The organism is Pseudomonas sp. NBRC 111132, assembly GCF_001320565.1.
Classification (GTDB): Bacteria; Pseudomonadota; Gammaproteobacteria; order Pseudomonadales; family Pseudomonadaceae; genus Aquipseudomonas; species Aquipseudomonas putida_P.
The window spans coordinates 1-26,147 of sequence record NZ_BCBI01000071.1; the positions used below are offsets into that span (position 1 = coordinate 1).

General features: G+C 64.7%; 25 protein-coding genes. 7 read left to right on the forward strand and 18 right to left on the reverse strand.

Features of this window, described 5'->3' with window-relative positions; translation table 11 throughout:
- On the forward strand, positions 1 to 294 hold a 294-nt coding region (locus APH35_RS24690), incomplete at its 5' end, for a transporter associated domain-containing protein (protein WP_305728976.1).
- Positions 295 to 568: 274 nt separating this feature from the next.
- Entirely contained in the window at positions 569 to 1,867 is a 1,299-nt protein-coding gene (locus tag APH35_RS24695) for an MFS transporter (protein WP_012270755.1), read from the forward strand.
- Positions 1,868 to 1,899: 32 nt separating this feature from the next.
- Here the strand turns inward: APH35_RS24695 and purT are convergent, their stop codons facing one another.
- The 5 genes from purT to APH35_RS24720 all read right to left on the reverse strand — a co-directional run bounded on the left by purT (position 1,900) and on the right by APH35_RS24720 (position 5,045).
- Positions 1,900 to 3,081 carry a formate-dependent phosphoribosylglycinamide formyltransferase gene (gene purT, locus APH35_RS24700; RefSeq protein ID WP_012270754.1) on the reverse strand — a complete coding sequence of 394 codons (1,182 nt, stop codon included), beginning with the start codon at positions 3,079 to 3,081 and terminating at the stop codon, positions 1,900 to 1,902.
- A gap of 76 nt (positions 3,082 to 3,157) precedes the next feature.
- Entirely contained in the window at positions 3,158 to 3,625 is a 468-nt protein-coding gene (locus APH35_RS24705) for a VUT family protein (RefSeq protein ID WP_060492700.1), read from the reverse strand.
- A gap of 64 nt (positions 3,626 to 3,689) precedes the next feature.
- Positions 3,690 to 3,887 (reverse strand): DUF1289 domain-containing protein, encoded by a 198-nt coding sequence (locus APH35_RS24710; RefSeq protein ID WP_060515678.1) that lies wholly within the window; start codon positions 3,885 to 3,887, stop codon positions 3,690 to 3,692.
- A complete protein-coding gene (locus APH35_RS24715) occupies positions 3,877 to 4,401 on the reverse strand; it encodes a gamma carbonic anhydrase family protein (protein WP_060515679.1) in 525 nt (174 codons plus the stop codon). The genes APH35_RS24710 and APH35_RS24715 overlap by 11 nt, the downstream gene beginning before the upstream one ends.
- Before the next feature lie 44 nt (positions 4,402 to 4,445).
- Positions 4,446 to 5,045 (reverse strand): CoA pyrophosphatase, encoded by a 600-nt coding sequence (locus APH35_RS24720; protein WP_012270750.1) that lies wholly within the window; start codon positions 5,043 to 5,045, stop codon positions 4,446 to 4,448.
- Positions 5,046 to 5,168: 123 nt separating this feature from the next.
- Between APH35_RS24720 and APH35_RS24725 the strand changes: the two genes are divergently transcribed.
- The 4 genes from APH35_RS24725 (at position 5,169) to APH35_RS24740 (ending at position 12,703) form a co-directional block, all read left to right on the forward strand.
- Positions 5,169 to 5,726 carry an NUDIX hydrolase gene (locus tag APH35_RS24725; RefSeq protein WP_012270749.1) on the forward strand — a complete coding sequence of 186 codons (558 nt, stop codon included), beginning with the start codon at positions 5,169 to 5,171 and terminating at the stop codon, positions 5,724 to 5,726.
- A 25-nt stretch (positions 5,727 to 5,751) separates the two neighbouring features.
- The gene (locus tag APH35_RS24730) at positions 5,752 to 6,306 is read left to right on the forward strand and encodes a L,D-transpeptidase family protein (protein WP_012270748.1); all 555 of its coding nucleotides are present in this window, start codon (positions 5,752 to 5,754) and stop codon (positions 6,304 to 6,306) included.
- A gap of 160 nt (positions 6,307 to 6,466) precedes the next feature.
- Positions 6,467 to 8,149: a ShlB/FhaC/HecB family hemolysin secretion/activation protein gene (locus tag APH35_RS24735; RefSeq protein ID WP_060515680.1), complete on the forward strand. Its 1,683-nt coding sequence runs from the start codon at positions 6,467 to 6,469 to the stop codon at positions 8,147 to 8,149.
- Positions 8,150 to 8,176: 27 nt separating this feature from the next.
- Positions 8,177 to 12,703, forward strand: a complete 4,527-nt coding sequence (locus APH35_RS24740) for a hemagglutinin repeat-containing protein (protein WP_060515681.1) — start codon at positions 8,177 to 8,179, stop codon at positions 12,701 to 12,703.
- Positions 12,704 to 12,773: 70 nt separating this feature from the next.
- Here APH35_RS24740 and gspN read toward each other — a convergent pair whose 3' ends face one another.
- The 12 genes from gspN to APH35_RS24800 are packed head-to-tail and all read right to left on the reverse strand — an operon-like array spanning position 12,774 to position 23,196.
- Positions 12,774 to 13,433 carry a type II secretion system protein N gene (gene gspN, locus APH35_RS24745; RefSeq protein WP_060515682.1) on the reverse strand — a complete coding sequence of 220 codons (660 nt, stop codon included), beginning with the start codon at positions 13,431 to 13,433 and terminating at the stop codon, positions 12,774 to 12,776.
- Positions 13,430 to 13,816 carry a type II secretion system protein GspM gene (gene gspM, locus APH35_RS24750; protein WP_060515683.1) on the reverse strand — a complete coding sequence of 129 codons (387 nt, stop codon included), beginning with the start codon at positions 13,814 to 13,816 and terminating at the stop codon, positions 13,430 to 13,432. Before gspM ends, gspN begins: the two co-directional genes overlap by 4 nt.
- Positions 13,813 to 14,886 (reverse strand): type II secretion system protein GspL, encoded by a 1,074-nt coding sequence (gene gspL / locus APH35_RS24755; RefSeq protein WP_256098501.1) that lies wholly within the window; start codon positions 14,884 to 14,886, stop codon positions 13,813 to 13,815. Before gspL ends, gspM begins: the two co-directional genes overlap by 4 nt.
- Positions 14,883 to 15,473 (reverse strand): prepilin-type N-terminal cleavage/methylation domain-containing protein, encoded by a 591-nt coding sequence (locus tag APH35_RS24760; protein WP_012270743.1) that lies wholly within the window; start codon positions 15,471 to 15,473, stop codon positions 14,883 to 14,885. Before APH35_RS24760 ends, gspL begins: the two co-directional genes overlap by 4 nt.
- Positions 15,470 to 15,838, reverse strand: coding sequence for a type II secretion system protein GspI (locus APH35_RS24765; RefSeq protein ID WP_060492706.1), 369 nt, complete (start codon positions 15,836 to 15,838; stop codon positions 15,470 to 15,472). Before APH35_RS24765 ends, APH35_RS24760 begins: the two co-directional genes overlap by 4 nt.
- On the reverse strand, positions 15,835 to 16,266 hold the full coding sequence (gene gspH, locus APH35_RS24770) for a type II secretion system minor pseudopilin GspH (RefSeq protein WP_060492707.1): 432 nt from the start codon (positions 16,264 to 16,266) through the stop codon (positions 15,835 to 15,837). Before gspH ends, APH35_RS24765 begins: the two co-directional genes overlap by 4 nt.
- A 3-nt stretch (positions 16,267 to 16,269) precedes the next feature.
- Positions 16,270 to 16,704, reverse strand: coding sequence for a type II secretion system major pseudopilin GspG (gspG, locus tag APH35_RS24775; protein WP_012270740.1), 435 nt, complete (start codon positions 16,702 to 16,704; stop codon positions 16,270 to 16,272).
- 17 nt (positions 16,705 to 16,721) lie between these two features.
- Positions 16,722 to 17,924 carry a type II secretion system inner membrane protein GspF gene (gene gspF, locus APH35_RS24780; protein ID WP_012270739.1) on the reverse strand — a complete coding sequence of 401 codons (1,203 nt, stop codon included), beginning with the start codon at positions 17,922 to 17,924 and terminating at the stop codon, positions 16,722 to 16,724.
- Between the two features lie 3 nt (positions 17,925 to 17,927).
- Positions 17,928 to 19,376, reverse strand: coding sequence for a GspE/PulE family protein (locus APH35_RS24785; protein ID WP_060515685.1), 1,449 nt, complete (start codon positions 19,374 to 19,376; stop codon positions 17,928 to 17,930).
- The gene (gene gspD, locus APH35_RS24790; RefSeq protein WP_177335392.1) at positions 19,376 to 21,130 is read right to left on the reverse strand and encodes a type II secretion system secretin GspD; all 1,755 of its coding nucleotides are present in this window, start codon (positions 21,128 to 21,130) and stop codon (positions 19,376 to 19,378) included. The genes APH35_RS24785 and gspD overlap by 1 nt, the downstream gene beginning before the upstream one ends.
- A gap of 3 nt (positions 21,131 to 21,133) precedes the next feature.
- Positions 21,134 to 21,559: a pilus assembly protein PilZ gene (locus APH35_RS24795; RefSeq protein WP_012270736.1), complete on the reverse strand. Its 426-nt coding sequence runs from the start codon at positions 21,557 to 21,559 to the stop codon at positions 21,134 to 21,136.
- A complete protein-coding gene (locus APH35_RS24800; protein ID WP_060515687.1) occupies positions 21,556 to 23,196 on the reverse strand; it encodes a hypothetical protein in 1,641 nt (546 codons plus the stop codon). The genes APH35_RS24795 and APH35_RS24800 overlap by 4 nt, the downstream gene beginning before the upstream one ends.
- Positions 23,197 to 23,420: 224 nt before the next feature.
- On the opposite strand from APH35_RS24800, the gene APH35_RS24805 reads away from it, so the two are divergent.
- On the forward strand, positions 23,421 to 25,496 hold the full coding sequence (locus tag APH35_RS24805) for a PhoX family protein (RefSeq protein WP_060515688.1): 2,076 nt from the start codon (positions 23,421 to 23,423) through the stop codon (positions 25,494 to 25,496).
- A gap of 40 nt (positions 25,497 to 25,536) precedes the next feature.
- Here the strand turns inward: APH35_RS24805 and APH35_RS24810 are convergent.
- Positions 25,537 to 26,147, reverse strand: a 611-nt coding sequence (locus APH35_RS24810; protein WP_177335393.1) for a type II secretion system protein GspK, incomplete at its 5' end; no start/stop codon positions are given.

The following is a 26,147-nucleotide window of genomic DNA, read 5'->3' on the forward strand; positions in this document are numbered from 1 at the left end:
ATCGTCGGCGAGTTCGAGGACGAGCAAAGCCTGGAAAACCCTCACGTGCACCCGCAGCCCGATGGCACCTTCGTCATCGACGGCACGGCTTCGTTACGTGAAATCAACCGCACCTTGGGCTGGCACCTGCCCTGCGACGGTGGGCCGAAAACCCTCAACGGGCTGGTTACCGAAGCGCTGGAAAGCATCCCGGAGAGCGCCGTTTGCCTGAAGATCGGCCGCTATCGCCTGGAAATCCTCGAAACAGAGGACAATTGTGCCAGCAAGGTACTGGTGTGGACCGTGACCCGATAGCTATACTCGGGTCACGCTTACCCAGCCCCGCCGTCACGCCTGCTACCCGCACCCGGCGCTCCACGGCCAGTCCGCTCCACTGACACGCCCCGCGGTCCTGCTTCAACACCCCGAACAGTGCCCGCCCCGCCCCTATCCCCCTTGGGCTATCGTCAGTCGGGCGCGCACAACAACAAAACGCTCCGGCGCCCGCGCAACCGTGCCTGCCCTTTGCATTGCACGCCGACGCTGGCCAAGCCCATGGAGCCGGACCAGACTGTTAGGGACCTACTTAATGACAAGCAGCACCTATGCCCAAGCGCCTGCCGCGCCGGTCAACTCGCCTGCGCGGGTCGCCACCGCCAGCTTCATCGGCACCGCTATCGAGTTCTACGATTTCTACGTCTACGCCACTGCCGCAGCCCTGGTGATAGGCCCGGTGTTCTTCCCGTCCGAGTCGGGCACCGCGCAAATGCTGGCTGCCTTCCTCACCTTCGGTATCGCCTTCCTCGCCCGCCCGCTGGGCTCGGCGTTGTTCGGTCACTTTGGCGACCGCATTGGCCGCAAGTCGACGCTGGTCGCTTCGCTGCTGCTGATGGGCGTTTGCACCACGGCCATCGGCGTACTGCCGGGCTACGACAGCATTGGCATGTGGGCACCGATCATCCTTTGCCTGCTGCGTTTTGGCCAAGGCCTGGGCCTGGGCGGGGAATGGGGCGGCGCGGCCCTGCTGGCTACCGAGAATGCCCCTGAAGGCAAGCGTGCCTGGTTCGGCATGTTCCCGCAGCTAGGCCCTTCGATCGGCTTCTTGGCTGCCAACGGGCTGTTCCTGACCCTGGCCTTGGTGCTCAGTGACGAGCAGTTCCGTGAGTGGGGCTGGCGTATTCCGTTCCTGCTCAGCGCCGCGCTGGTGCTGGTGGGCCTGTATGTACGCCTGAAGCTCGAAGAAAGCCCAGTGTTCGCCAAGGCCGTTGCCCGCCATGAGCGGGTGAAAATGCCGGTGGTCGACCTGTTCTCCAAATACTGGCTGCCAACCTTGCTGGGCGCTGCGGCCATGGTGGTGTGCTACGCGCTGTTCTACATTTCCACGGTGTTCTCGCTGAGCTATGGCGTGACCACGCTGGGCTACAGCCGCGAGACGTTCCTTGGCCTGCTGTGCTTCGCAGTGGTGTTCATGGCCCTGGCCACACCGTTGTCGGCGTGGCTCAGCGACCGCTACGGGCGCAAGCCGGTGCTGATCGTGGGCGGCCTGCTGGCGATCGCTTCGGGCTTTACCATGGAACCACTGCTGACGTCGGGGTCGACCACGGGCGTGGCGCTGTTCCTGGCCATCGAGCTGTTCCTGATGGGCGTGACCTTCGCACCGATGGGGGCACTGCTGCCTGAACTGTTCCCGACTCATGTGCGTTATACCGGGGCTTCGGCGGCGTATAACCTGGGCGGCATCGTCGGCGCCTCGGCGGCACCGTTCTTTGCCCAGAAGCTGGTGAGCATGGGCGGCTTGAGTTGGGTGGGGGGTTATGTGTCGGCAGCGGCGGTGATCAGCCTGATTGCTGTGCTGTGCCTGAAAGAGACTCGCAATACCGAACTGTAAGCAATTGGGGCCGCGTTGCGGCCCCAGTCGAATCAGAACTCTACCTTGACCGCCTGCGAAGCGCGGGTCGCCTTGGCCCGCGCCAGCTCCACCGACTCGTCACGCGCCAGGCACACGCCCATACGGCGGGTACCATTGATTTCCGGCTTGCCAAACAAGCGAATGGCGGTATCGGGCTCGCTCAGCGCCGCCCCCAGGTTGGCGAAGCTGGTCTGCTGCGACTGCCCTTCCGGCAAGATCACTGCCGAGGCCGACGGACCAAACTGACGCACCACTGGAATCGGCAGGCCAAGAATGGCGCGGGCATGCAGGGCGAATTGCGACAGGTCCTGGGAAATCAGGGTTACCAGCCCGGTGTCATGCGGGCGCGGCGACACTTCGCTGAACCACACCTGGTCACCCTTCACGAACAGCTCTACGCCAAACAGGCCGCGACCACCCAAGGCATCGGTGACCGCCTTGGCCACGCGCTGCGACTCAGCCAGCGCCTTGGGGCTCATGGCCTGTGGCTGCCAGGATTCCTGATAGTCGCCCTTCTCCTGACGGTGGCCGACAGGTTCGAGGAAGGTGGTGCCCCCCACGTGGCGCACGGTCAGCAGGGTGATCTCGTATTCGAAGTCGATGAAGCCCTCGACGATCACCCGGCCTTTGCCAGCGCGGCCGCCTTCCTGGGCGTAGTCCCACGACTTCTGCAGGTCGGCATCGCTGCGCAGCAGGCTCTGGCCCTTACCCGACGAGCTCATCACCGGCTTGACCACGCACGGGTAGCCCACGTCGGCAACGGCCTTGGCGTAGTCCTCGAAGGTGTCGGCGAAGTGGTACGGCGAGGTTGGCAGGTCCAGCTCTTCGGCAGCCAGGCGGCGGATGCCTTCGCGGTTCATGGTCAGTTGGGTGGCACGCGCGGTCGGTACTACGTTGAAGCCTTCGTTTTCCAGCTCGACCAGGGTGGCGGTGGCGATGGCTTCGATTTCCGGAACGATGTAGTGCGGTTTCTCGGCCTCGATCACCGCGCGCAGGGCAACGCCATCGAGCATGTTGACCACATGGCTGCGGTGCGCCACCTGCATGGCCGGGGCATTGGCGTAACGGTCGACGGCGATTACTTCGACGCCCAGGCGCTGCAGCTCGATCACCACTTCCTTGCCCAGCTCGCCACAGCCGCAGAGCAGTACACGGGTCGCGGTGGGCGACAATGGGGTTCCGATACGGGTCATTTCAGGTCCTCGAAGGCATCCGGGGCCGCACCAGGCTTGGTGTGGCCCGCTGAAAAAGGACCGCTATTCTACACCATCAACCCGCAACGGCAGCCCGCCGGGCGCGAAATGCCATGGCCAGCCACACGGCGGTGACACCGGCGAACTTCGAGGCCATGGCCGTGCCGACCACCGCCGGGGTCAAGGCCCCGATCATGCCGAAGAAGATGAAGGTGTCCACCGGAATACTCAGCGCCGAGCTCAGCCACAGGCGATCGCGCAGCGGCCGACGGGTGATGCTGAACACCAGCCAGTCGATCAGCTCGGAGATGAAGAACGCAGTGGCACTGGCCAGCGCGATGGCCGGCTCGGAAGTGACATACGACAGCACCAGCGCCACCAGCATGGCGACCAGGGCACCGTGACCGAAGCGGGTCTGCACCATGTCGCGCAGGATGAATACCAGGCCGCCCCAGGCAGACCAGATGATGTCCAGGTGCGGGGCACTGGAGAAGGCGTAGTTGATCAGCACTACGCTGCTGATATAGGCAATCAGATAGAACATGGCGGGTCATCTGTGGGCAAGCCCTACAGAGTACCGCCAGCCCCCTCGACAGGCAACGCCGCGCCTAGAGGACGAGCCCGGCTTGTACTGCGCGCTCATGGCACAGCTTCAGCACCGCCCGGCGCTCGTCATTGTCCATCCGCCCCCAGCGGCCGATTTCGGCCACGGTACGCTGGCATCCAGTGCAGATATCCTGCTCGTCCAGCGCGCAAATGCTTACGCACGGTGAAGCCACCGGCCGTTCAACAACTTCACTCATCATCAACCACCAAATCGCGCGCATAACGCTGGGCATTGTGCACGTAATGCGCGGCGCTGGCTTCAAGCATGCGCTTCTGCTGCTCGTTCAGTTCGCGCACCACCTTGCCTGGCGAGCCCATCACCAGAGAACCATCGGGGATTTCCTTGCCCTCGGCAATCAGCGCATTGGCGCCGATGATGCAGTGCTTGCCAATGCGCGCACCATTAAGGATGACGGCATTGATACCCACCAGGCTGTAGTCGCCTACCGTGCAGCCATGCAACATGGCGTTGTGACCAACGGTCACCCCCTTGCCCAAGGTCAGCGGCGAGCCCATGTCGGTGTGCATTACCGTGCCATCTTGCACGTTGCTGCCCTCGCCGATGTCGATCAGCTCGTTATCGCCGCGCAGAACCGCGCCGAACCACACGCTGGCATCGGCTTGCAGGCGCACGTTGCCAATCAGCGTGGCATTGGGGGCAGCCCAACTGGTGGGGTGGGTTTCGACGCGCAGGTTACCCAGGCGGTATTTCATGAACGCTCCTCAGGCTGCAACGCAGACGACGGGGTAGGCCCCGTTCAGTTTTTGATGTAACGCTCAGGGGGCTGGTGCAAGCTGATGCCGGCATCGAACAGCACGTTGACCAGCTCGACGATCATGATCGCCGACAACCCCCAGATCTTGTATTCACCGTAGCGATAGCTTGGCACATACCAGCTACGCCCCTGGTAATCGATACGGTGGGTATGGTCACGCGGGTCCTGCCGGAAGAACTCCAGCGGTACGGTGAATACTGCCGCGATTTCGGCGTCGTTGGCGCGGTATTCGACGAAGTCGGGGATAAGCCCGACGAATGGTGTCACTTTCAGGCCATGCAGTGAAATAAGCGGGCTGAGCGGGCCGATCACCTCTACCAGGCCAGGCGGCAGGCCGATCTCTTCCTCGGCTTCACGCAGGGCGGTAAATACCAGGTCTGGGTCTTCCGGGTCACGCCGACCACCGGGAAAGGCGACTTCACCGCCGTGGGTAGACAGCCCCTTGGCGCGCAGGGTCAATACCAGTTCGGGCGCTTCGCTGCGGGTAATGGGCAAGAGAACCGCCGCTTCGGGAAACCGTCGGTCGGTTTCCAGTGATGCGGGGTGATGGTTGCTCATTCGGCGAAGTAGCTCGTCCAGCATTGCGCACGCTCATGTCCAAGGCCTGTCTTGCATGATGCACGAAAGCCGCGAAGCACCCAAGCCCCAGCGCTTGCGGCGGCACGGTGGCCGCGCCAAGATAGCCGTGAACATAAGGATCTACACATGAAATTCTGCAGCGCGTGCGGCCAACCGGTCACTCAACAGATCCCCCAGGGCGACAGCCGCCTGCGGTATGTCTGCGAGTCTTGCCAGACCATCCACTACCAAAACCCCAATATCGTTGCCGGTGTATTGCCGACCTGGGGCAGCCAGGTGCTGCTGTGCCGGCGCGCCATCGAGCCGCGTCGGGGCTTCTGGACCCTGCCCGCCGGTTTCATGGAAAACGGCGAAACCCTCGACCAGGCCGCCCGTCGCGAAACCGTCGAGGAAGCCTGCGCCCGGGTCGGGCCAACGTCGCTGTATCAACTGTTCGATTTGCCGCACATCAACCAGGTGCATGTGTTCTTCCGCGCCGAATTGACGGACCTGGACTTCGCCGTCGGTGTCGAAAGCCTGGAGGTGCGCTTGTTCGAAGAACATGAGATACCGTGGGGCGAGCTGGCTTTCCGCACCGTCACGCGCACACTAGAATGCTACTATCGCGACCGCCTCGGGCAGCATTACCCCATAGGTCATGAATACCTGCCGCCGATGAGCGTCACGACCACCACCTCTACATAGAAGAAGCCTTCAGGGATACCGTTACATGCGCTGGTTGCTTGCCCTTTTCTGCCTTTGCGTTACCTCGGTGTCCCAAGCGGCCTTCACCGAGACCATCATCCGCAAGCCCGTGCCGGCAGCGCAAACGCCCTCGCCTTCGCAGCAGGCCATGCAGCCGTTGATCGACAAGGTGCTGGTAATCAAGTCCGAGCGCCGCCTGCAGTTGATCAGCCGTGGCGAGCCGCTGAAAACCTACCGTATCTCGCTTGGCAAGCAGCCCAAGGGCGCCAAGGAGCGCGAGGGCGACAAGAAAACCCCCGAGGGTTTGTACTGGCTGGACTGGCGCAAGCAGAGCGACCGCTTCAACCTGGCCATGCACATCAACTACCCGAACATCAGCGATGCCGCCCGCGCTACCCGTGAAGGGGTGAGTGCCGGCAGCATGATCATGATCCATGGCACGCCGATCAACGATGAATACCCGGAATGGTACTTCCATACCCTGGACTGGACCGATGGCTGCATTGCCATGCGTAACCGCGACATGCAGGAAGTATGGGAACTGGTACGCGATGGGACGCTGATCGAGATCCGGCCCTGATATAGGGCCTTCCAGCAAAGGTTGTAGGAGTTTTCCCGCAGGTTTGCGAGAACTTGCCTGACAAGCGCTTAGGCAGGGTACTGCATCCAGGCGAATGACTTAATTCTTAGCATCCACGCAGACGAGTACGAAAACCGTACATCATTTGCGGGGTGCTTCAATGCCGTGCCTGATTCACCGCATCGCCCGTTGGCTGCCAGCCTTTTGCCTGTCAGGCGTGCTGTCCATCACCCAGGCGCTGGCCGACGACCCAGCCAGCCAGCAGTTGCGCGACCAACAGCATGGGCTGCGACAGCTGGAGCAACAGCAGCGTCTTGAGCGCTGGCAGCGTATACCCGCCCCAACCGCCCCCAGCGACACCACTGCCCCCCTCCCGCACCACGCTCGCTGCTGGGCCATCGATGGCGTGCGCGTGGCCGGCAACCAGCAGCTTTCGAACCCAGCGCTGGCGCCAACCATCCGTGCCCTCACCCCTGCCTGCATGGGCATCGCCGACATCAACCGGCTACTGAAAGCCATCACCCAGCGCTACGTGCAGGCCGGCTACCCGACCAGCCGGCCTTACCTGCGGCAACTTCCAGAAGACGGTGCACCGTTGGATATCGTCATTGTCGAAGGCTTTGTCGAGTCCATTGAACTGGCAGGCCCCGACCTGCCCTTGTCCCTCGCCAATGCATTTCCCGGCCTGCTCGGGCAGCCCCTGTACCTGCCGGACCTTGAGCAAGGCCTGGACCAACTCAACCGCCTGCGCGCCTACGAGCTGGGCGCCGCTCTGCTGCCCGGCGAACTGCAGGGGGGTACCCGCGTTGTCGTGCAGCCACACAAAGTGGCTTCACGCTGGCACCTGGACAGCCGCTTCGACAACCGTGGCAGCGAATTGACCGGCCGCCACCGCGTCAACCTCGGCATTGGCCTGGACAGCCCTTTGGGCATCAATGACGACCTGCGCCTGTCGCTGACCACAACGGTGCTCGAAGCGCCTGGGCAAAGCCAGGGTGTGTCGCTGTACTACAGCATCCCCTACGGCGCCTGGACCGTTGCGCTCAGCGCCAGCCAGCTACGCTACCGGGCGCCACTTCCCCACAGCGACAAGGCGGCCGACGGCAGCAGCAGTTACCAGGGCCTGAGTGTCGAGCGGGTGTTGTGGCGCAACCAGCAAGGCATGCTCAGCGCCAGCATCCGCCTGGACCGCAAGCAACTGATCAACCGCAGCGCTGGCGCGGTCATCGTCCAGCAGAGCCCGACACTGGCCTCGGTAGAGGCCGGTATCAACCTGTTGTGGCTCGAAGAGGGCTTGTGGAATGGCTACTTCGGGGTTGCTCAAGGCATCGACGCCCTGGGCGCTGACCGCTCGCCGCTGGGTGCGCAACGCCTGCGCCCGAACTTTCGCAAGTACCGCGCCAACCTGCTGCATTTGCGTCAGGGCCCGGCCCCTGCCCCGTGGCGCTGGCAGAGCGAGCTGGGTGTGCAGTACAGCCATACCCCCTTGCCTGCCGTCGAACAGTTGCTGGTCAGTGACGACTCGGCTGTGCGCGGCTTTCGCCAGCGCACCTACTCCGGCGCCAGCAGCGCGGTTTGGCGCAACACGCTCAGCCAACCGCTGCCCCTGACCTGGGCCTATCCCATCGAGGTACGCCCCTACATCGGCCTGGACCTGGGCTGGGCCCGCACGGCCGAAGGCAAACCGTCACAGCGCCTGGCCGGGGCCGCCGCGGGGCTGGAACTGAGCCTGCCCGGCAGTCGCCTGCGCCTGGACTATCAACGCGCCTTGTACACCAGCGACCTGCCCCGCCCACTGCTGGAGCCCGGCTTCTGGGTAATGGACTGGACCCTGAACATCTGATTCACCCACAACAAAGAGAACGAGAAAATGCAAACACTCTCGCAGTTACCACCTATCCGCCCAAATATCTTGCGCTGGTCCATCTTCCTCACGTTGCTGGGCCCCAGCGCCGCTCTGGCCCAGAACGGCCTGGATGCAACAGCCGGCCCGGCAGGCACCCCGATCATCCACAACGGCCATGGAGTACCGGTCATCGACATCGTGCCGCCCAACGCCAGCGGGCTGTCGCACAACCAGTTCATCGACTACAACGTTGGCACCCCTGGCTTGGTGTTGAACAACGCCACCGAGGCCGGGCGGTCGCAGCTGGCCGGTGCCCTGGCGGCCAACCCGCAGTTTCAGGGCCAGGCCGCCTCGACCATCCTCAACGAAGTGGTCAGCCGCAACGCCTCGTTGATCGAAGGGCCACAGGAAATCTTCGGGCGCCCAGCCGACTACATCCTGGCCAACCCCAATGGCATCACCCTCAATGGCGGCAGCTTCATCAACACCACCCGTGCTGGCTTCGTGGTGGGAACCCCGGCTTTCGAAGAGCAGCAGCTCAAATACCTGGACACACTCACGGCCAGCGGCACCCTGCAGGTACTGGAAAATGGCCAGAGCAATGCCAGTGGCGCGCTCGAGCTGATTGCACCGCGCGTGGACAGCAAAGGCCTGCTCACGGCCGGCGAAGCGCTCAACATCACGGTTGGTCGCAACCGTGTGGACAGTCGCAGTGGCGATGTTGTGGAACACCTGCCCAGCCCCTCTTCGAGCATTGATGCCAGCCTGTTCGGTGCAATGCGCGCTGGGCGTATCCGTGTGGTGAGCACTGCCGAAGGCGCGGGAGTGCGCATGGGGGCATCACAGGTCATGGGCACCGAGGGCGTCGACATCCAATCGGCAGGCGGTTTGCATATCAGCGGCAAAGTCGACAACCCCACCGAGCTACGTAGCGAGCGCGGTACACTGAAACTCACCGCTGCCGATGACCTGATACTTGATGCGGTCAACGGCCAGGCCGCAAGCATCGAAGCCCGCGCCGGCAAGAAGCTCACACTGGACGCCCAGACCCGCAAGCACATCGAGCACAACAACGACAGCTGGAACAAGAAGTTCTTGTTCATCACCCGCGAAACCTACAGCCGCAAAACCACCACCACTCACCAACAGCAGCAGGGCAGTCAATTGCAGGGCAGCGACAGCGTGCTGTTGCAGTCTGGCGAGGACATGCGCCTGGCTGCAGCAAAGGTGGACGCAGGCAACGAGCTGATCGTCGACAGTGGCGCCGGCCTGGACATCGTGGCCGGCATCGATAGCCAGCGCACTGAAGAGCAGGTGCGCCACCGCAAGGATTTATGGCGCGGTGACAGCGATACCGACCAGCTCAAGGAAACCGCAAAGGGCAGTACGCTCGGCGCCAAGCACATGGCGATCAAGGCAAGCGGCAAGCTCGATGTGCAAGGCAGCAGCCTGCACAGCCGCGGCGATTTGGCCATCCAGGCAAAACAGGCAGACATCGGCACCACCACATTGCAGGAACGCGGAACCAAACGCGACTATCGCGGCGACCTGGTATCGGGCACCTTCTTTGGTGATCGCCAAGGCAAGGACACCGAGGGCAAGGCCGTTGCAGGCAGCACGGTCGCCAGCGAGGGCAAGCTCACCGTGGCTGCCGAGCAGGTCGCTATCACCGGCAGTAGCGTGCACGGCAAGCAGGACGCCGTGCTCTACAGCGAAAAAGGTTCGCTGGCCATCGAGGCAGACCACGCCAGCAGCACCTCCACCAACCGCTCCAGCGACAGCAAACTGTTCGGCCTGATTGGCAGCGAACACGAAGGTACAGACCGCAAACAGCAGGTGCTGGTCAGCGACGTCAGCTCGGCCAGCAACCTGCGCCTGGCCAGTGCCGAAGAATTGCGCATTCAGGGCGCCAAGGTCGAAGCGGGCAAACACCTGCAAGTGGAGGCCAAAGGCGACCTGCTGATTGGCAGTGCACAATCGGTCGATGAACGCGAAACCCGCGACCAGCAACGCGGCTTCACGGCCAGCGCCAGGCAAACCCAGGAAGCCGAGGATGGCAAGCCAGAATCCCGCCAGTACGCGGCTGGCGTGGCATATGAGGTCGCCAACAGCACCAGCAAGCAGCGCACCACCCACCAGGTTGCCAGTGAGCTTAAGGGCGCCTCGGTGGGCATGAACAGTGGCGCGCACCTGCAGGTCAAGGGCAGCAAGGTCCAGGCCACTGCCGGCGACCTCGACGTACAGGCTCAGGAAGTGACGCTGGGTGCGGCCCGTAATGAGCGTGACGCGACCACCACTACCACCCATAGCGGTGGCGGGTTGACGGTAACCGGCGGCATCGACCGCTTGGGCAGTTTGTTCGAAGGCCATCACAACCGTGAGGTGCAGACCGAGCGCGAGAGCAAGGTGCAGCGCAGCGCGTTGCAGGCCAGCGGCGATCTGAAATTGCGCAGTGATGCACTGCTCACCGAGACCGCGCACGTCGAGGCCGGCAACTCCCTGCAGGTGACCGCCGAACGCATCGATAACCGCGCGCTGCAGGATACCCAGGAACATGAGCAAAGCCGTGACAACTGGTCTGCCAGCCTGGGCGCCAGTGTCGAGTACCGCGACCTTACCCGCCCCATCGAACGCCTGGTGCTGGGTGAGGAAGCCGCACGCTTCCAGCAAGCCTCGCCCGAAGATGCCATGGCGCCACCCAGCATCGGTGCCGACATGACCGTCGAACACCTCAAGCGCCTGGAAAACCAGCGTCGCAGCTTGGCTCGGGTGAGCGAGTTTTCCGGGGCCAAGGTCGAGGTCAAGGCCGACACCCTCGCAGACCAGGGAACAGCTTGGCAGGCCAACGCCGGCGCGCTGCAGATCGAGGCGCAGCAGCACCAGATGCACGCGGCCGAGAACACCCAGGAAGTGACCGTGCAACGCCTGGCCTATGGCGGCGACGTGCGCCTGGACACCAGCACCGGCGAGGACCTGAACGTACGCGCCGCTGGCCAGGGAGGGTCGCTGGAAAGCAAGGATATCGCCAGCACCGCCGTGCCCGGCAGCCTGTACGGGCAACAGGGTATCCAGGTACAGCTGGGCAGCGATGGCCGCTACGAAGGGGCCCGCATCGATGGCGGCGAAGGTAGCGTGGTCATGCACAGTGCTGGCTCTCTAACCTTGTCACAGGCGACCGACCAGGCCGAACAACAGTCACGCCAGCTCGATGGCAATGCCTGGGCCAAAGTTGGCAACCGTCCGGGCAGCACCGGCGTCAATGGCCGTGGCTATCTCGACCACAGTCAAACGCTGAGCACGCAGAGCACGGCTCAAGTGGCACAAGTCGACGCCAAGGGCGAGGTGCGACTGACCAGCGGTGCCGACCTGCTGCTCGAAGGTACCCGCATTGGCAGCCGCGAGGCCAAGGTTGGCGACATCCTGGTGCAGAGCGGCGGCCAACTGCGGGTCAAGGCCGCCAGCAATACCCAGCAAGCCACAGGCGCCAAGCTGGGCGGCGGCCTGGAGCTGGCGGTCAAGGCAGGCACGACCAAGGGGGGAGCATTGGGTGGCCACTTCAGCCACGGCAAACAGGAAGAAAATGCACACCAGGCGATTGATGCCCAGTTTGCCAGCAACGGCGCACTGACCCTGAGCAGCAACGCCCGCGAGGATATCGCCCTGCACCTGCAAGGCCTTCAGGCCTCGACCGAACGAATGACCCTCGACGCTTCGAACGGCGGCATGCTGGTGGAAGCCTCTTCCAACCAGGAGCGACGCGACAACCTCGACATCACCGCCGGCGCCGGTTTCGACATGGCCAAGGGCGCGCTGGATACCCGCGGCCTGCATGGCCGCCTCAAGGTAGAGTTCGACAAGCGCGACAACCTCACCTGGAATGCCAATGACCTGCGCGCCGAGCGCATCGACCTGCAAAGCCGCGGCGATACCCGCATCGAAGGCGCCACCCTGGTAGCGGGGCATATTGGTGGCGTGATCGACGGTGACCTGCGTATCGCCAGCCGCAAGGACCGCGTCGACACCCTGAGCGTCAAAGGGGATGCCAGGCTGAGCCAGGAGAAAAACCCGCAGGGCTATGTCAACGCGGCCACTTCGGTGGCCGGGCCTCTGGGGGGCAAGGTCGAGAAAAAAGCCGGCTCCGCCTTGAGCAAGGCAGACCCAGGGCTCTCGCCGACCCTAAGCCTCGACGTTTCGCACGTGCAGCGTGACAGCGTGGCCCATCAGGCCACGCTCAAAGGCAGCGATGGTATCGACCTGCAGGTGGGTGGCAACGCTCATCTGGTGGGGGCACGTTTGCAGTCGGCCAGGGGCGCCGTGGGGCTCGACGCCGACTCGATCACTCAAGAAACGCTGAGCGGTAATGACTATCGCCGGGACGTATCGATCGATGCGTCCAACTCACCGGTGGACCTGGGCACGGCAATCGCCGATATGGCCAAGGGCAAAGGGGCAGCGGATGGCGAGAATGCGCTGGACCTTGGGTTGTTGAGAACCAGTGGGCATAGCCGCAGCGAGCAATGGGCTTCGAGTGTGCAGGGCAAGAAGCAATAGCCACAAGCGCGACCCAACGCAAGGTTGCTTCCGCATCGACAGTGTCGCCATGCAGTAGCAACCTTGTCGCCTACCAGCGAAGGTCTCGCTGCCCCACCAGTGCCTGTGGCCCAAGCCATTGGGCGCCCCGCAACAATGGGGTCAACGCCGCCTCTGGCTGCAGCTCGAACAGCACCTGTGCCCGGCCCCCGGGCAGGTCGGCATCCACGCTCAATTGATGCTGCCCCGGCTGCGCCAACTGCCCGCGCAGGTGCCAGCCGCTGCGGCAATCCATTTCCAGCCAACCCTGCCCCAAGCCCAGCGACCATGGCTCGCTCAGGGCAAGATCAGCCACTGTCAGCCGGCCTTCGCTGGCTTGACACTCGCTGCCCGCCCCCTGCATACGCAGCGTGCCCTGCCACTGCCCGGCCAACCGATAATCCATGTGTACAGTTGCCTGGGGGCCCATGGCTGCTGCTTCCAGCCGCCAACGCCACGGCCAACCTTCGCCGCGCAGGTGCCAGCCTTGGCCCTGCAAGCCCAACTGTGCGCTTGCCTGCAGGCGCCAAGGCTGTACTGTCCAGCGCAACGGCCCGAGTGGCCCCAACTGCTGCGCCTGGCCTTGCCACAGGCTGCCACTGACATCACGCGCGGGCAGGCCAAGCCCGCGCGCCAACCAATCGGCAGGCAGTTCCACGAGCAATGTCAGTGCGAAAACCAAACACATCCACACCACGCTGCCGCGCCTCATGGCTGCACCACCACGTCGAACTGCAACCCCTTGCCATGCTGCTCCAGCCCCCATTGCAAGGTCTGAACGCCTTCTGCACGCAAGCTCTGCAACCACCCTTGCAGCGCTTGCTCATCGGCCACCTCGCCGCGCAACTGCCAGGCGTTGCCTTGGGCATCGACGTCGGCCAGCTCGATCTGCCGCGCATGGGCCGACTGGCGCAACCGCTCCAGGCTCAACCCCGGCCCGCCGTGCAGGCCGGCGGCCTGTTCGGCCAGCCCGCGCCACAGGCTGAGCTCGCGCCACTGCTCGACGCCTGCGCGCAGGGCCAGGAAGGCCAGCAACAGGGCAATCAATGCCCAGGCAAACGTCAAGCGATGACGCTGCAGCCAGTCCCGGTTCATGAGGCCGCTCCCAGGTCGAAGATCACTTGGTCGCCTTGAATCTGCACCGTGGCGCCAGCGGCAGCGGCCATGTCGCTCCATGGCGGCGTACTGCCCTCGCCTGCCAGACTCAGGTGCCAGCGTTGTCCATCGAAACGCACCGCCTGCAGGCGCCAACCGGGGTTTTCACGCATCCAGGCCTGCAAACGTACTTGCAGGTCGTCCAGCTGACGGGTGCGCAGTTGCTGTTGCAGCGCACGCTCGCGCAGGCCCTTGAGTGCCTGTGCGGCATGCCGGGGGCTGGCTTGCTCGCCAGTCACGGCAATGACCTGGCTGCGCCAGAGTTGCGCCTGGCGCCATTGCTGGCTCAACCAAAGCCCCGCCCAAACCGCTGCCAGCACCAGGCAAGCCGCAAGCAGCCGCTGTTGCTGGCGGGACGGCACCGGCAAAGCGCGCGCCTTGCGGTCGCGATCGAACAGGCCAGGCAGTGAGTCGAGCGATGCAAACGCAGTTGGCCAGTTACCGCTCAGCGATGTCTTGTGCAACTCGTCCCACGGGTGCGACGGCGCGTTACCCAAGGCATCTGGCCAAGCCAGCCAGTGTTCCTGCCCGTCTTCGCTCAGCCCTTTGTACAAGGACATGCCGGGGGTGCGTTGCCATAACCAGGCGCCCCCTGCCTCGGGCAATGGCAGTAACTGCAACTCGGCCCAGCAACGCTCCACCTGCAAACCCCATTCAGCACATTGCCCGCGCCAGTCGTCCAATTGCTGACGCGCCACGACCAACAGGCGAAGGTGCCCGGGCTCACGGGCCAGGCAGGCACAGGCCACCTCATCCGTGGCCTGTAGCAGGCGGTCTTCGAGCAGCAACGGCCATTCTTCGCGCTTGAGGCCGGGCGGGGCCGGCACGCGGAAATGGCTGCAGGCCTCGGCAGGCAGGACCAACGCAATACGCGCCTGCAGGTTTGCCGGCGGCTCACCCTGCCCATCACATTGCACGATACCGCCCTTGACCAGTGCCCACTGCCAGACCCCGCCCGGCCGCAGCAATAGCCATGGCTGGGCCGACGGCCGCCGCCATTCACGTTTCATGAGCGCCCCCATGGGAGGGCGAAGGTGCAGACATAAGGGGCTCCATCACGCTGCAGTTCCAGGCGCACACCACGGCCGGGGTGCGCCGGTTGATCGGAAGGCCAGGCCAGCCAGCGGCCGCCCTGGTAGTACAGAACATTCATTGCACTGACCCGGTCGAGCCGTTCACGCTGTATCCATCGAGGGGCAGCGGCGGCGTAAAGGTCGGCCGAACTTTCCAGCAGCAGGCGCTGCTCACGGGCCTCGAAGCGCAGGCGCTGGCGTTGCAGGCGCGATCCGCCTTCGGCTGCGGGTAGGCCGGTGCTGGCGACCCACAGCAACTGGTGGCTGGCGGGCTGCCAGTCCAGCCAGCGGCTGGCCAGGGGTAGGCGCTGGTCGTAGACCCGGCGCAGTACCGGGCTGTCGAACCGCCGCTCCAGGGCCAGGCAGAACTCCAGCACCGAGCTTTCCTGCGTGGTCACCAGCAGGCGTTCGCGCACCTTGAGCCAGCCATTGACCAAGGCGGCGAGCATGATGCCAAGCAAGGCGGTCAGGGCCAGGGCGACCATCAGTTCGATCAGGGTCAGGCCCGCCTGGTAGCGTTTCATGGGCGCTCCAGAAACACGGTGTACTGGCCCAACGGCAGGCGCTGGTCGCGGTCGGCGAAAAGCCGCAGTTCACCACGGCGTAAGTCGCGCACCCCGGTACGGCGCAGTTGCAGTTGCCAATGACATGGCAAGCCGCCCTGGCTCAGCTCGCCATTCACCTGATTGGCAGCAGGCCAATACTGTTCGACGGCAAAGCGGGTTTGCAGCTCGCGCGCGCACAGCAGGCCAAGGCGGTGCTGCTGCAGGTTTTCCTGCACCGCCAGGCGCTGGCGCAGAACCTGGCTGGTGATGACGGCCAGCACGGCAGCAATCGCCAAGGCCACGGTCACTTCCAGCAAGGTGAAGCCGCACTGACGCGGCTTCATGGCGCCACCTGCAAACGACCATCGCGGTCCCACGCCCAGCGCTGGCCGCCATCAGCCCAGCGCCAACGCACGCTGCCCGGCTGAGCCCAGCCATGGGGGGTGAACATCAGGCGGGGCTGTGGGCTGACGGGCCAGTCCGGGTGCAGGCCCTTGGGCCAGTCGCCGAGCGCGACCGCTTCAACCACCCAGGCATTGCCCTCGCGCCGGACGAACTCCGGGCGCTGGCCATTCCAGCGCAGCCCGCGCAATTGCCCGGCATGCCTGGCCAGCGCGGCCTGGCTGCGGGTCTCAGCCACCAGCCGTTGCAGAGCCTGCTCGACACCGACCTGGCCACTGCCGAACCCGGCTACTGCCAGCCCGGTCATCAGCCCGGCGATGGCCAACACCACCAGCAACTCGATCAGGCTGAAACCCCGCTGACCACGCACCGGTTACAGCGCCCAGTTGCCCAGGTCGGCGTCCTGACCTTCGCCGCCCGGTTGGCCATCGGCGCCCAGCGAGTACACATCGACCCGGCCATGCTCGCCCGGCATACGGTACTGGTAAGGGGTGCCCCACGGGTCTTGCGGCAGGCGGCGTACATAGCCGTCACTGCGCCAGGCCCGTGGCAGCGGCTCCTGGGCCGGCTTTTTCACCAGCGCGGCCAGGCCCTGTTCACTGCTGGGAAAGCGCAGGTTGTCCAGCCGATACATGTCCAGCGCTTGCTCCAGGGTAGCCAGGTCGGCCATCACCTTCTGCTTCATGGCCTTGTCCTGGTTGCCCAGCACGCTGGGGGCAACCACGGCAATCAGCAGGCCGATGATGAAGATCACCACCATGATCTCCATGAGGGTAAAACCGCGTTGGCGATTACGTCGATGCTGCATGGCAATACTCCTTGTCGTCACAGTTGCAGGCCCTGGTTGAGTTGCATGATCGGCAGCAGCACCGCCAGCACGATGAACAGCACCACGGCGCCCATCACCAGAATCATCAGGGGTTCGAACAGCGCCATGGCGGTATCCACCTGGCGGGCAAAGCCGCGCTCCTGGTCGTCGGCCACACGCTCGAGCATGTCGGCCAGGGTGCCGCTGGCCTCGCCGCTGCCGACCATGTTCACCAGCAGCGGCGGGAATTGCTGGCAGGCATCCAGCGCACGGTGCAGGCTGGTGCCGCCCTGCACTTGCTGGCGTACCTGCTCCATGGCCAGGCGGATACGCCGGTTGCCGATGGTGTCGGTGGCCACGTGCAAGGCTTCGAGCAGGGCCACGCCGCTGCCACTGAGAATCGCCAGGCTGCGTGCCAGGCGTGCGCTTTCCAGCACCTGCACCAGGCCGCCGATGCGCGGCAGGCGCAACAGCAGTTGGTCGCGGCGCAGACACCAATGCGGCTTGCGCAGCAACCAGCCACCCAGCACGGCGAGCATCAGCGCCAGCCCTACCATCCACGGCCCTGCCAGCACCAAGCCCTGGCTCAGGCCAATCAGCAACGAGGTGATCAGTGGCAGGCTCTGCCCGGCATGGGCAAATTGTTCGGTGAGTTTGGGCACGACGAATGTCATCAGGCCGATGACCACGGCAAGCGACACCCCCATCAGTACCGTGGGGTAGATCAGCGCAGTGCGGGCCTTGTGCTGCTGCCGTTGCACCTGTTCCAAATGATCGGCCAAGCGGGTCAGCACCTGGGCCAGGCGCCCGGAACGTTCGCCAGCCTCGACCAGCGCGCAGTACAGGCCAGTGAAAGGTGCGCCCTGCCGGGCCAGGCTGCGAGCCAGGCCCAGGCCTTCGGCAAGCGAGCCGCGCAGGGCCACCAGCACACTGTGCAAGGCGGGCTGGCGCAGTTGCCGTTCCAGGGTGGCCAGGGCATCGACCAAGGGGATGCCGGCCCCGATCAAGGTGGCCAGTTGACGGGTCAATTCACACAGCTGGGCGCGGCTAAGCCGCTGGCGCCGGGGTCGCTGGACACCGGCTTCGTGGCGCTGCAACTGGCGGGCAAACAGGCCCTGCTCGCGCAACAGCTGGCGGGCGTGGCGCTCATTGTCAGCCTGCAGGCTGGCCTTGTGCGATTTGCCCGCGAGGTCCACGGCCTGGTAGCGATAGGTCGGCATGCCTTAGCCCTGCACCGCGCGCAGCACTTCGGCCAGGCTGGTCTCGCCACGGGCCAGGCACTCGCTGGCCATCGCCACCAGGCTTTGCCGGCGCTCACCGAGGTAGGCCTGCATGGCCAGTTCGCTGGCGCCGTCATACAACAGGCCGATCAGCCCGGCGTCCAGTTCGATGAATTCGTACAGGCCCAGGCGGCCGATGTATCCGCTGCCCTGGCACTGCTCGCAGCCGACCGCGTGGTAACTGCTGCCCAGTGCAGCCAGCTCTGGCCACAGGTCACGCTCGGCCGGTTGCAATGGGTGCGCCACGGCACAACTGCACAAGCGCCGCACCAGGCGCTGGGCCAGTACACCGCGCAGACACGAGGCAATCAGGAACGGCTCGATACCCATGTCACGTAGCCGGGTCACCGCGCCCACGGCACTGTTGGTGTGCAGGGTAGAGAGCACCAGATGGCCGGTGAGGCTGGCCTGCACGGCGATCTGTGCGGTCTCCTGGTCGCGGATTTCGCCGAGCATGATCACGTCCGGGTCCTGACGCAGGATGGCGCGCAGGCCACTGGCGAACGTCAGCCCGGCACGCGGGTTGATGGCGGTCTGGCCAATGCCTGCGATGGCATACTCCACCGGGTCCTCAACGGTGAGGATGTTGCGGCTGCCGTCGTTGAGGCTGTTGAGGCTGGCGTACAGGGTGGTGGTCTTGCCCGAACCGGTTGGCCCAGTGGACAACACGATACCGTTGGGCCGCGCCAGGCAGCTGCGCAGGCCCTGCAACACCGCCGCCGGCATGCCCAGGTTTTCCAGCGCCAACAGGCTGGCCTGCTTGTCGAGTACCCGCATCACCACCCGCTCGCCATGGATGCCGGGCAAGGTCGAGACCCGCACGTCCACTTCGCGTCCCGCCGCGCGCAAAGTGATGCGCCCATCCTGGGGCTGGCGTTTTTCTGCGATGTCCAGGCGGGCCATGACCTTGATCCGTGACACCAGCATCGCCGACAACGCTCGCGGCGGGCGCAGCACTTCGCGCAGGTGGCCATCGACCCTCAGGCGCACCACCAGGCTTTGTTCGAACGTCTCGATATGAATGTCCGAGGCACGCAGGCGCAGCGCCTGGCCGAACAGGCCGTTGATCAAGCGGATTACCGGGGCTTCGTCGTCGCTTTCCAGCAAGTCTTCGATGCGCGGCATCTCGCTCATCAGGCTGTCCAGGTCGACCTGGTCGCCAATCCCTTCGATCAGCGCTGCAGTGGCCGCATCGCCGGCCTGGTACAGCTGGCCCAAGCGCTCATCGAATACTGCGGGCTCCAGGTATTCAAGCGCGCAGGGTTGGCCATGCACGCGCAACAGCTCCTGCAACTGCGCGCTGTCGGCGTCGGGCCTTAGCCACAACTGCCAACCCTGCTCCGTCGCAGCCATGGCCACCCCGCTCAGCCGTGCCTGGCGATAGGGCAGCATCACCAGTCACCGCCTTCCAGGCGCGCGCGGCTGGAGGGAAATACCTGCAACAGTGGCGTGCCCTGTGCAAGGTCTGGCAATTGCAGCGGTGTGGTCTGCTGCAAGGTGCGGTATTTGTCTTCGCTGAGCCCCGCCAGGCTGGGCCCATCGCGCAGGATGCGCGGGCGGATGAACACCATCAGGTTCTGCTTGGTGTTCTTGCTGGCATCGGAGCGGAACAACCGGCCCAGATAAGGGATGTCGCCAAGCAGCGGCACACGCTGGTTGCTGGTGCTCAATTCGTCGCTGATCAGGCCGCCGAGAATCACCAGGCCGTTGTCCTCGACCATGACCTTGGTCTTGATCTCGCGCTTGTTGGTGATCACGTCACTGGCCGCGCTGGAGTCGGCAATCGACGACACTTCCTGGACGATGTCCAGGCGCACGCTGTTGTCGATGTTGATCTGCGGCTTGATGCGCAGCTTCACCCCGACTTCCTTGCGTTCGATGGTCTGGTACGGGTTGGCGTTGTTCTGCGTCACCGAGCCGGTGACGAAAGGCACTTCCTGGCCGACCAGGATCGACGCTTCGGCGTTGTCCAGGGTCAGCAAGGTGGGCGTGGACAGCAGGTTGAAGCCGCTTTTGCCCTTCAGCGCGTTGACCAGCATGGCGAAGTTGAAGCCGCCGCCGAAATGGCCGATGCCCGCCGTGGCACCCGCCGTGGTGGACAGCAAGTCGCCGAGGGCCTCGTTGTCACCACTGGCGGCGGCCCCGGCGATGTTGGCGATATTCACGCCATTGCTGCCGAAGTTGACGATACCGGCACCGAACTTTTCGTCGGCGAACAGCCATTGCACACCCAGCTCCTGAGCGCTGCTGTCCGATACCTCGGCGATGATCGCCTCGACCACCACCTGGGCGCGACGAATGTCCAGTTGCTCGACAATGGCACGATACGCCGCCAGCTCGCTGTCGGGGCCGACCATGACCACGGCGTTAGTGCCCTCTTCGTACTCCAAGCGGATACTTGGGCCTGCGGAGGCGGCCATCACCGGCCTGTCCTTGCTTTCTCCTTCTCCGGGCGCTTCAGCTGGCACCGCACCTTCCTGGCTGAGCCCGCGCAGCACCTTGACCACTTCACCGGCATTGGCATGGCGCAGGTAGATCACCTGGGTACTGCCGCTGCCTTGTGCCTCCTCTGGGCGGTCGAGCTGGCGCAGCAGGCTGGCGATGCGTTCCAGGTTGCTGCGCCAGTCGGTCACCACCAGCTGATGCGCCGCCGGATACGGTGTAATCACCCCAACCCGTGGGTCGATCAGCGGCTTGAGAATGCCCAGGACTTGTTCACTGGCGGCGTTACGCACGTTGAATACCCGAGTGGCCACGCTGTCGCTGCCCTCGCCCTGCTGCCCGCCCGCCTCCACCGGCACCGGTTCCAGGCGTGCGGCCTGGTCGGGGACGATCTTCACGCTGCCGTTGGGCAGGTCGACGGTGGCATAACCCTGGGCGCGCAGTTGGGCCAGGAAGATGTCATAGATGGCATCGGCGTCGTGCAGGTCGACGGTGCGCACGGTGACCTTGCCCTTGACCCTGGGGTCGACGATGAAGGTGGTGCCGGTGATGCGCGACACACTGTCGATGAACTCGCCAAGCTCGGTATCGACGAAGTTCACTTCGTACATCGGCGTGCCGTTGTCATCGAACACCGGTTCTTCAGCGCAGGCCATGGACAAGGCCACGCTCAGCGCGGCCGCCACGCAGTATCTAACAGGCATCGTTCATCCTTGCCGCTTGAAGCCGGTCACGGCAGGGCGTGGCGGCCAGGGCAGGCGTTCGCGCCGCCCCTGGTTGTTGAAAATCAGGCCATCGCTGTCGATGTCCTGCAGCACGATCCCAGGTGCCAGGCGCTGGCCACGGGCTAGAGTGCGTACTTGCTCGCCGTAGCGCAGCACCACCACACTGGATGCCAATGGCTGCGCCTTGAGGCCGCCGAGGTATTGCAGTGGCAAGCGAGTAAGGGCAATGGCACCGTCGTCGATGGGCGCTTGCCAGTGGCCAACCATCAGCCCGGGCAGCGGGCTGTCGACCGCCGCAGGCGCCGTGGCGGGTTGCGGCTGACGGCTCAGTTGCAGCACACACTGTGCAGCGAGCCAGCCGGCCAAGGTCAGGCCAGCGCCCGTGAACACGCGCGAGGCGAGGGTCACGAGGCCAACTGCCGTGGATGCCAGCCCGGGTGCCCCTGCACGTAACGCACTTCGGGCAGTTGCAGCGGCACCAGTTGCCAGTCGGCACCTTGCCGGGCCAGCCAGGCTTCGACCCGCTGCCACAGGGGCTCGCCGGCTTGACTGTCGAATTGCAGGCCAAAGGTGCGGCACAGGCCCTGCACGGGCTCCAGGCCAGTGATGCGCTTGCCTTGCGGGCTGTAGCTGACGCGCCAGGCCTGGCCCTGCCAGCGCGGCAGGTCCTGGCTGTTGTCCAGCAGCAGCGGGTCGCCGAACAATTGTTCTGCAGCGTTCTCCAGCACTTGCTCGACCTGCCGAGCCGGCGCTTCGACCACCGGCGCCGGGTAACCGCCGGTAAGGCTGATCAAGTGTTCGCGGGTGATGGACGCTCCCGCCGGCAGCGGGTAGTCATAACGCAGGCCCGGCAACAGCACGGGCATGCTGCTGTCGTCAGCCAGGGCTTGATGCAGCAGGCGGTCCCAGCTGCCGCCTCGGGTATCGCGGCGCCACAAGGCCTGGGGTGCGCGGGCCAACGGCTGATCGAGCCAGGCCGCGTGGCCGGCACGTTGCTGGCGTAGTTGTGCCTGAAACTGCGCGACGCGCAGCTGCGCGGCAGGCGCCAGTTGTTGTTCAAAGGCCGGGAAGAAGCGCCCGTCGAACTGCCACAGCCCGGCCACACGTTGGCAGCGCAGGCGGAACGCACCGCTGCCCCGGCAGCCGGCGAACAACACCGGCACGCGGCGGCCGCTGGCCTGGGTTACTTCGACCGGCGCCGGCCACAAGTCCTGGCCACGGGCGCACAGCAGCACATCGATTTGCGGCAACCGTTCAGCCAGCCACAGGCCGGGGCCTGTGCCCACATCGGCCATGGCCACCACCAGGTCCGCCTCGCGCCGGGCCTGCTCGAATACCGGCTGCAGTGACTGGTACCACTGTTTGAGCGAAGCTTTCTGGTCCTGGGCATAAGGGTCGGTCACGCCAACCACCGCAATGCGCGCACCGCCGCGCTCGAAGACGTGCAAGGCTTCCAGGCCGAATGCCTGGCGTTGCGCGTCTGCCAGCCCGGCAGCCAAGGTAAGGGGGCTTGCCTGGCGATAGAGCCCTGGGCTGCGTTGTGGCCACAGTACCCGCTCGTCGCTGCTGACCCGCGCTTCGACGCCCAGCAGTTGGCTGCCTTGCACTCCACTTTCGCCCTGGGTCAGGTAAGCCAGGCCACTGCCATTCCAGCCTTGGCCGTTTTCCAGGGTGAGGCTGTTGCCGGCACCGGCCTCGCCGCGCAGCTGCTCCAGCAACGCCGCCAGCACCGCATAGCCGCCCAACTGGGCAGCCCCAGCCTGATTCGCATCGAGCAGCGGCGCCAGTTGCGGGTAGGCGATGCTGGCGCTGCTGCCTGTCATCCATGGCGCGCGGCCCAGGTGGCTGACCGGTCCCAGCCGGGTAGCCGGCACCACGGCCAGGCCAGGTTGGCGGGCATCGAGGGTATCGGCTACATAGAGCAAGTCGAGGTGGGCGTTACCGCCCTGCTGCCCTGGGAAGGCAGTGCAGGCGCCGAGCAGCGGTGCCAAGGCACCGATACCCATCCAGCCGATCACTTCGCGCCTGTGCACACTGCTCGCCATCGCACCCGCCATCCTTTTCCGCGTTCATTCAGGGCCCCGGATGTTGCGGCGTTGGCATTACAGTTTGATGGCAGAAATCCGACAGACATTCCAAATTGATCTGTCAGAAGCTTTTCTAAGAGCGAGTCGTTTTAAAAACCCCTTAACATTTCTGCCAATGAATCATCATATTTTCCCCCTAAAGTCGCGGGTTCTTCTAACTCAGCCAATATAAGGACACCCTGATGAGTCGAGATACCGGCGACAACCTGGACCGGAACCAAAGCGGCAACCTGCCGATGGCCAACGTCATGGACGCCTACCTGAGCCGTCGCAGCGTGATGCGCGGTAGCCTGGGCGCCGCCATCGCCATGATCGCCGGTACCGGCCTGACAGGCTGCTTCGACGGTGGCGGCTCCGATCACGATGACCCCGTCACCGAGCCACCGGTGACCGAGCCGCCAGTCACCGAACCGGAAGTACCGAAACTGGCGTTGGGCTTCCAGTCCATCCCAGGTTCGCGCACCGACGCCTGTGTCGTCGCCGCTGGCTATAGCGCCTACGTGCTGGCGCCCTGGGGTACGCCGCTGAACAGCAACGGCAACCCGTGGAAGTCCGACGGCAGCAACACCTCGACCGACCAGGCCAACGCCATGGGCATGCACCATGACGGCATGCACTTCTTCCCCATCAACGGCAGCTCGGAAGACGGCCTGCTGGCGATCAACTTCGAATACATCGACACCGCGGCCCTGCACCCGGCCGGCCCGACCACCGATGTGAACGGCAAGCGCCCGGCCGAAGAAGTGCGCAAGGAAATCAACGCCCACGGTGCCGGCGTGGTACGCCTGCAGAAAATCAACGGCCGTTGGCAGGTGGTCGACAACGACCCGCTGAACCGCCGCTTCACCACTGCCTCGCGCATGGAAATCACCGGGCCGCTGCGCGGCACCGACCACGTCAAGACCAAGTACTCCACCGCCGGCACTCACTGCCGTGGCACCAACAACAACTGCGGCAACGGCTATACCCCGTGGGGCACCTACCTGACCTGCGAAGAGAACTGGCCGGGCATCTTCGTCAACAAAGGCACCCGCCCCGAGGACCAGCGCCGTATTGGCGTGGGCACCTCCAGTGGCCAGTACAAGTGGGAAAGCGCTGCCGGTGACAGCACCGAGGTGGCCGACGAATTCGCCCGCTTCGACGTGACCATCAAGGGCGCCAGCGCCAGCGACGACTACCGCAACGAAGCCAGCACCTACGGCTACATCGTCGAGATCGACCCCTACAACAGCAGTACCCTGGCCACCAAGCGTACCGCGCTGGGCCGTTTCCGCCACGAGGGCTGCGCCCCAGGCCTTCCCGTCGCGGGCAAGCCGCTGGTGTGGTACATGGGTGACGACTCGAACAACGAGTACCTGTACAAGTGGGTGTCCACCGCCGTGTGGGACGCCGCCGACGCCAACCCGGCCAATCGCCTGGCCACCGGCGCCAAGTACCTCGACCAGGGCAAGCTCTACGTGGCCCGCTTCAATGCCGATGGCACCGGCGTATGGCTGCTGCTGGACGTGGGCACCGCCACCAAGGCCGGCAGCACCCTGGGTGCACTGTATGGTGACCTGCCAGGCATCATCCTCAACACCCGTGGTGCCGGCGATGCCGTGGGCGCAACGCCGATGGACCGCCCGGAATGGACCACGGTCAACCCACTGAACGGCGACGTGTACCTGACCCTGACCAACAACAGCGCACGCACCCCGGAAAAGGTCGATGCAGCCAACCCGCGTGGCCCGAACCGTCACGGCCACATCATTCGCTGGCACGACAGTGACGACCAGCTGAGCTTTACCTGGGACATCTTCGTGTTCGGCGCCAACGCTGCCGGCACTGCCGACATCAATCGTTCCGGCCTGACCGAGCTCAACCAGTTCGCCAGCCCCGACGGCATGAGTTTCGATAGCCGTGGCATTCTGTGGTTCGAAACCGACAACGGCGAAACCACCTTGACCGACTACACCAACGACCAACTGCTGGCGGTGATCCCCACCGACCTGGTGGATGCCAGCGGCAAGCAGGTACCGGTGAACGCACAGAACCAGGTGGCCCTGCGCCGGTTCTTTGTCGGGCCGAATGATTGCGAGGTGACCGGGATTTCCTTTACCCCGGACAACAAGACCTTGTTCGTCAACATTCAGCATCCGGGGAACTGGCCTTATACCGACAAGGCCACCGATGCTACGCCGGCTGGGGCGACTGTAAGGCCACGGGCTTCGACGGTGGTGATTCAGCGCAATGATGGCGGGGAGATCGGCACCGCCTGATCGATCTGGGGCCGCTCTGCGGCCCCAGTACTCTCAAGCTTTACCAGGCCATGGGCTCCCGGCTACGCACCCGCACCTGCTGTGCTGGCACCCGCGCATGCCATTGCACCACCCCAAGCGCCTCTACCTGAAACTCGCTGCGCATCATCCTGCCCTCCTCTTCGAACGACAGCTGCAACAGGAAGTACCCACTGTTGAGCAGCAAGCCTTCACTCAGTCGTTCGAACGTCTCGTCATCCACCGCCCCCAGCGCCTGGCGCAACGCGGCCGCATCCGCATACCCCGACGCCGGTCGCCCGGTGATGATGCGGCTGAGCAAAGAGCGCGAATAGCGCCCCTCGTACAGCGCTTCCAGCAACGGTAGGTGCTCCAGCCCCAGCGCATTGGCATTCAGGCGCCAGCCGGTGACCTGGGGCAAGGCGCACAGCATCGGATAACGAGCCTGGCGAGCGGCATCCGGCTCCAGCAACAGGTTCAGCTCGCTGGTGTCGAGCATCGGCTGATTGGCCGCCAGCCGTGCGGGTTGCTGACGCAGGTACTGGGCACTCTCGGCGCCCTGCAGACGGGTATCACTGTCGGCGTCGAGCCAGTCGGCCAGTGCATCGACCAGGCGCTCGGCAGCCATGTCGTCGCCCAGCAGATAACGCAATT

Excerpts from the sequence above, each read along its gene's own strand:
- gspL (WP_256098501.1), bottom strand. The coding sequence starts at position 14,886 with ATGAAACGTGAATGGCGGCGGCCGTCGGCCCAGCCATGGCTATTGCTG.
- APH35_RS24740 (WP_060515681.1), top strand. The coding sequence starts at position 8,177 with ATGCAAACACTCTCGCAGTTACCACCTATCCGCCCAAATATCTTGCGC.
- APH35_RS24715 (WP_060515679.1), bottom strand. The coding sequence starts at position 4,401 with ATGAAATACCGCCTGGGTAACCTGCGCGTCGAAACCCACCCCACCAGT.
- purT (WP_012270754.1), bottom strand. The coding sequence starts at position 3,081 with ATGACCCGTATCGGAACCCCATTGTCGCCCACCGCGACCCGTGTACTG.
- gspF (WP_012270739.1), bottom strand. The coding sequence starts at position 17,924 with ATGCCGACCTATCGCTACCAGGCCGTGGACCTCGCGGGCAAATCGCAC.
- APH35_RS24765 (WP_060492706.1), bottom strand. The coding sequence starts at position 15,838 with ATGAAGCCGCGTCAGTGCGGCTTCACCTTGCTGGAAGTGACCGTGGCC.
- APH35_RS24785 (WP_060515685.1), bottom strand. The coding sequence starts at position 19,376 with ATGCTGCCCTATCGCCAGGCACGGCTGAGCGGGGTGGCCATGGCTGCG.
- APH35_RS24760 (WP_012270743.1), bottom strand. The coding sequence starts at position 15,473 with ATGAAACGCTACCAGGCGGGCCTGACCCTGATCGAACTGATGGTCGCC.
- gspM (WP_060515683.1), bottom strand. The coding sequence starts at position 13,816 with ATGAACCGGGACTGGCTGCAGCGTCATCGCTTGACGTTTGCCTGGGCA.
- APH35_RS24720 (WP_012270750.1), bottom strand. The coding sequence starts at position 5,045 with ATGCTGGACGAGCTACTTCGCCGAATGAGCAACCATCACCCCGCATCA.
- APH35_RS24710 (WP_060515678.1), bottom strand. The coding sequence starts at position 3,887 with ATGATGAGTGAAGTTGTTGAACGGCCGGTGGCTTCACCGTGCGTAAGC.
- APH35_RS24725 (WP_012270749.1), top strand. The coding sequence starts at position 5,169 with ATGAAATTCTGCAGCGCGTGCGGCCAACCGGTCACTCAACAGATCCCC.
- APH35_RS24730 (WP_012270748.1), top strand. The coding sequence starts at position 5,752 with ATGCGCTGGTTGCTTGCCCTTTTCTGCCTTTGCGTTACCTCGGTGTCC.
- APH35_RS24705 (WP_060492700.1), bottom strand. The coding sequence starts at position 3,625 with ATGTTCTATCTGATTGCCTATATCAGCAGCGTAGTGCTGATCAACTAC.
- gspN (WP_060515682.1), bottom strand. The coding sequence starts at position 13,433 with ATGAGGCGCGGCAGCGTGGTGTGGATGTGTTTGGTTTTCGCACTGACA.
- gspG (WP_012270740.1), bottom strand. The coding sequence starts at position 16,704 with ATGCAGCATCGACGTAATCGCCAACGCGGTTTTACCCTCATGGAGATC.
- APH35_RS24735 (WP_060515680.1), top strand. The coding sequence starts at position 6,467 with ATGCCGTGCCTGATTCACCGCATCGCCCGTTGGCTGCCAGCCTTTTGC.
- APH35_RS24800 (WP_060515687.1), bottom strand. The coding sequence starts at position 23,196 with ATGGCGAGCAGTGTGCACAGGCGCGAAGTGATCGGCTGGATGGGTATC.
- APH35_RS24695 (WP_012270755.1), top strand. The coding sequence starts at position 569 with ATGACAAGCAGCACCTATGCCCAAGCGCCTGCCGCGCCGGTCAACTCG.
- gspD (WP_177335392.1), bottom strand. The coding sequence starts at position 21,130 with ATGCCTGTTAGATACTGCGTGGCGGCCGCGCTGAGCGTGGCCTTGTCC.
- APH35_RS24805 (WP_060515688.1), top strand. The coding sequence starts at position 23,421 with ATGAGTCGAGATACCGGCGACAACCTGGACCGGAACCAAAGCGGCAAC.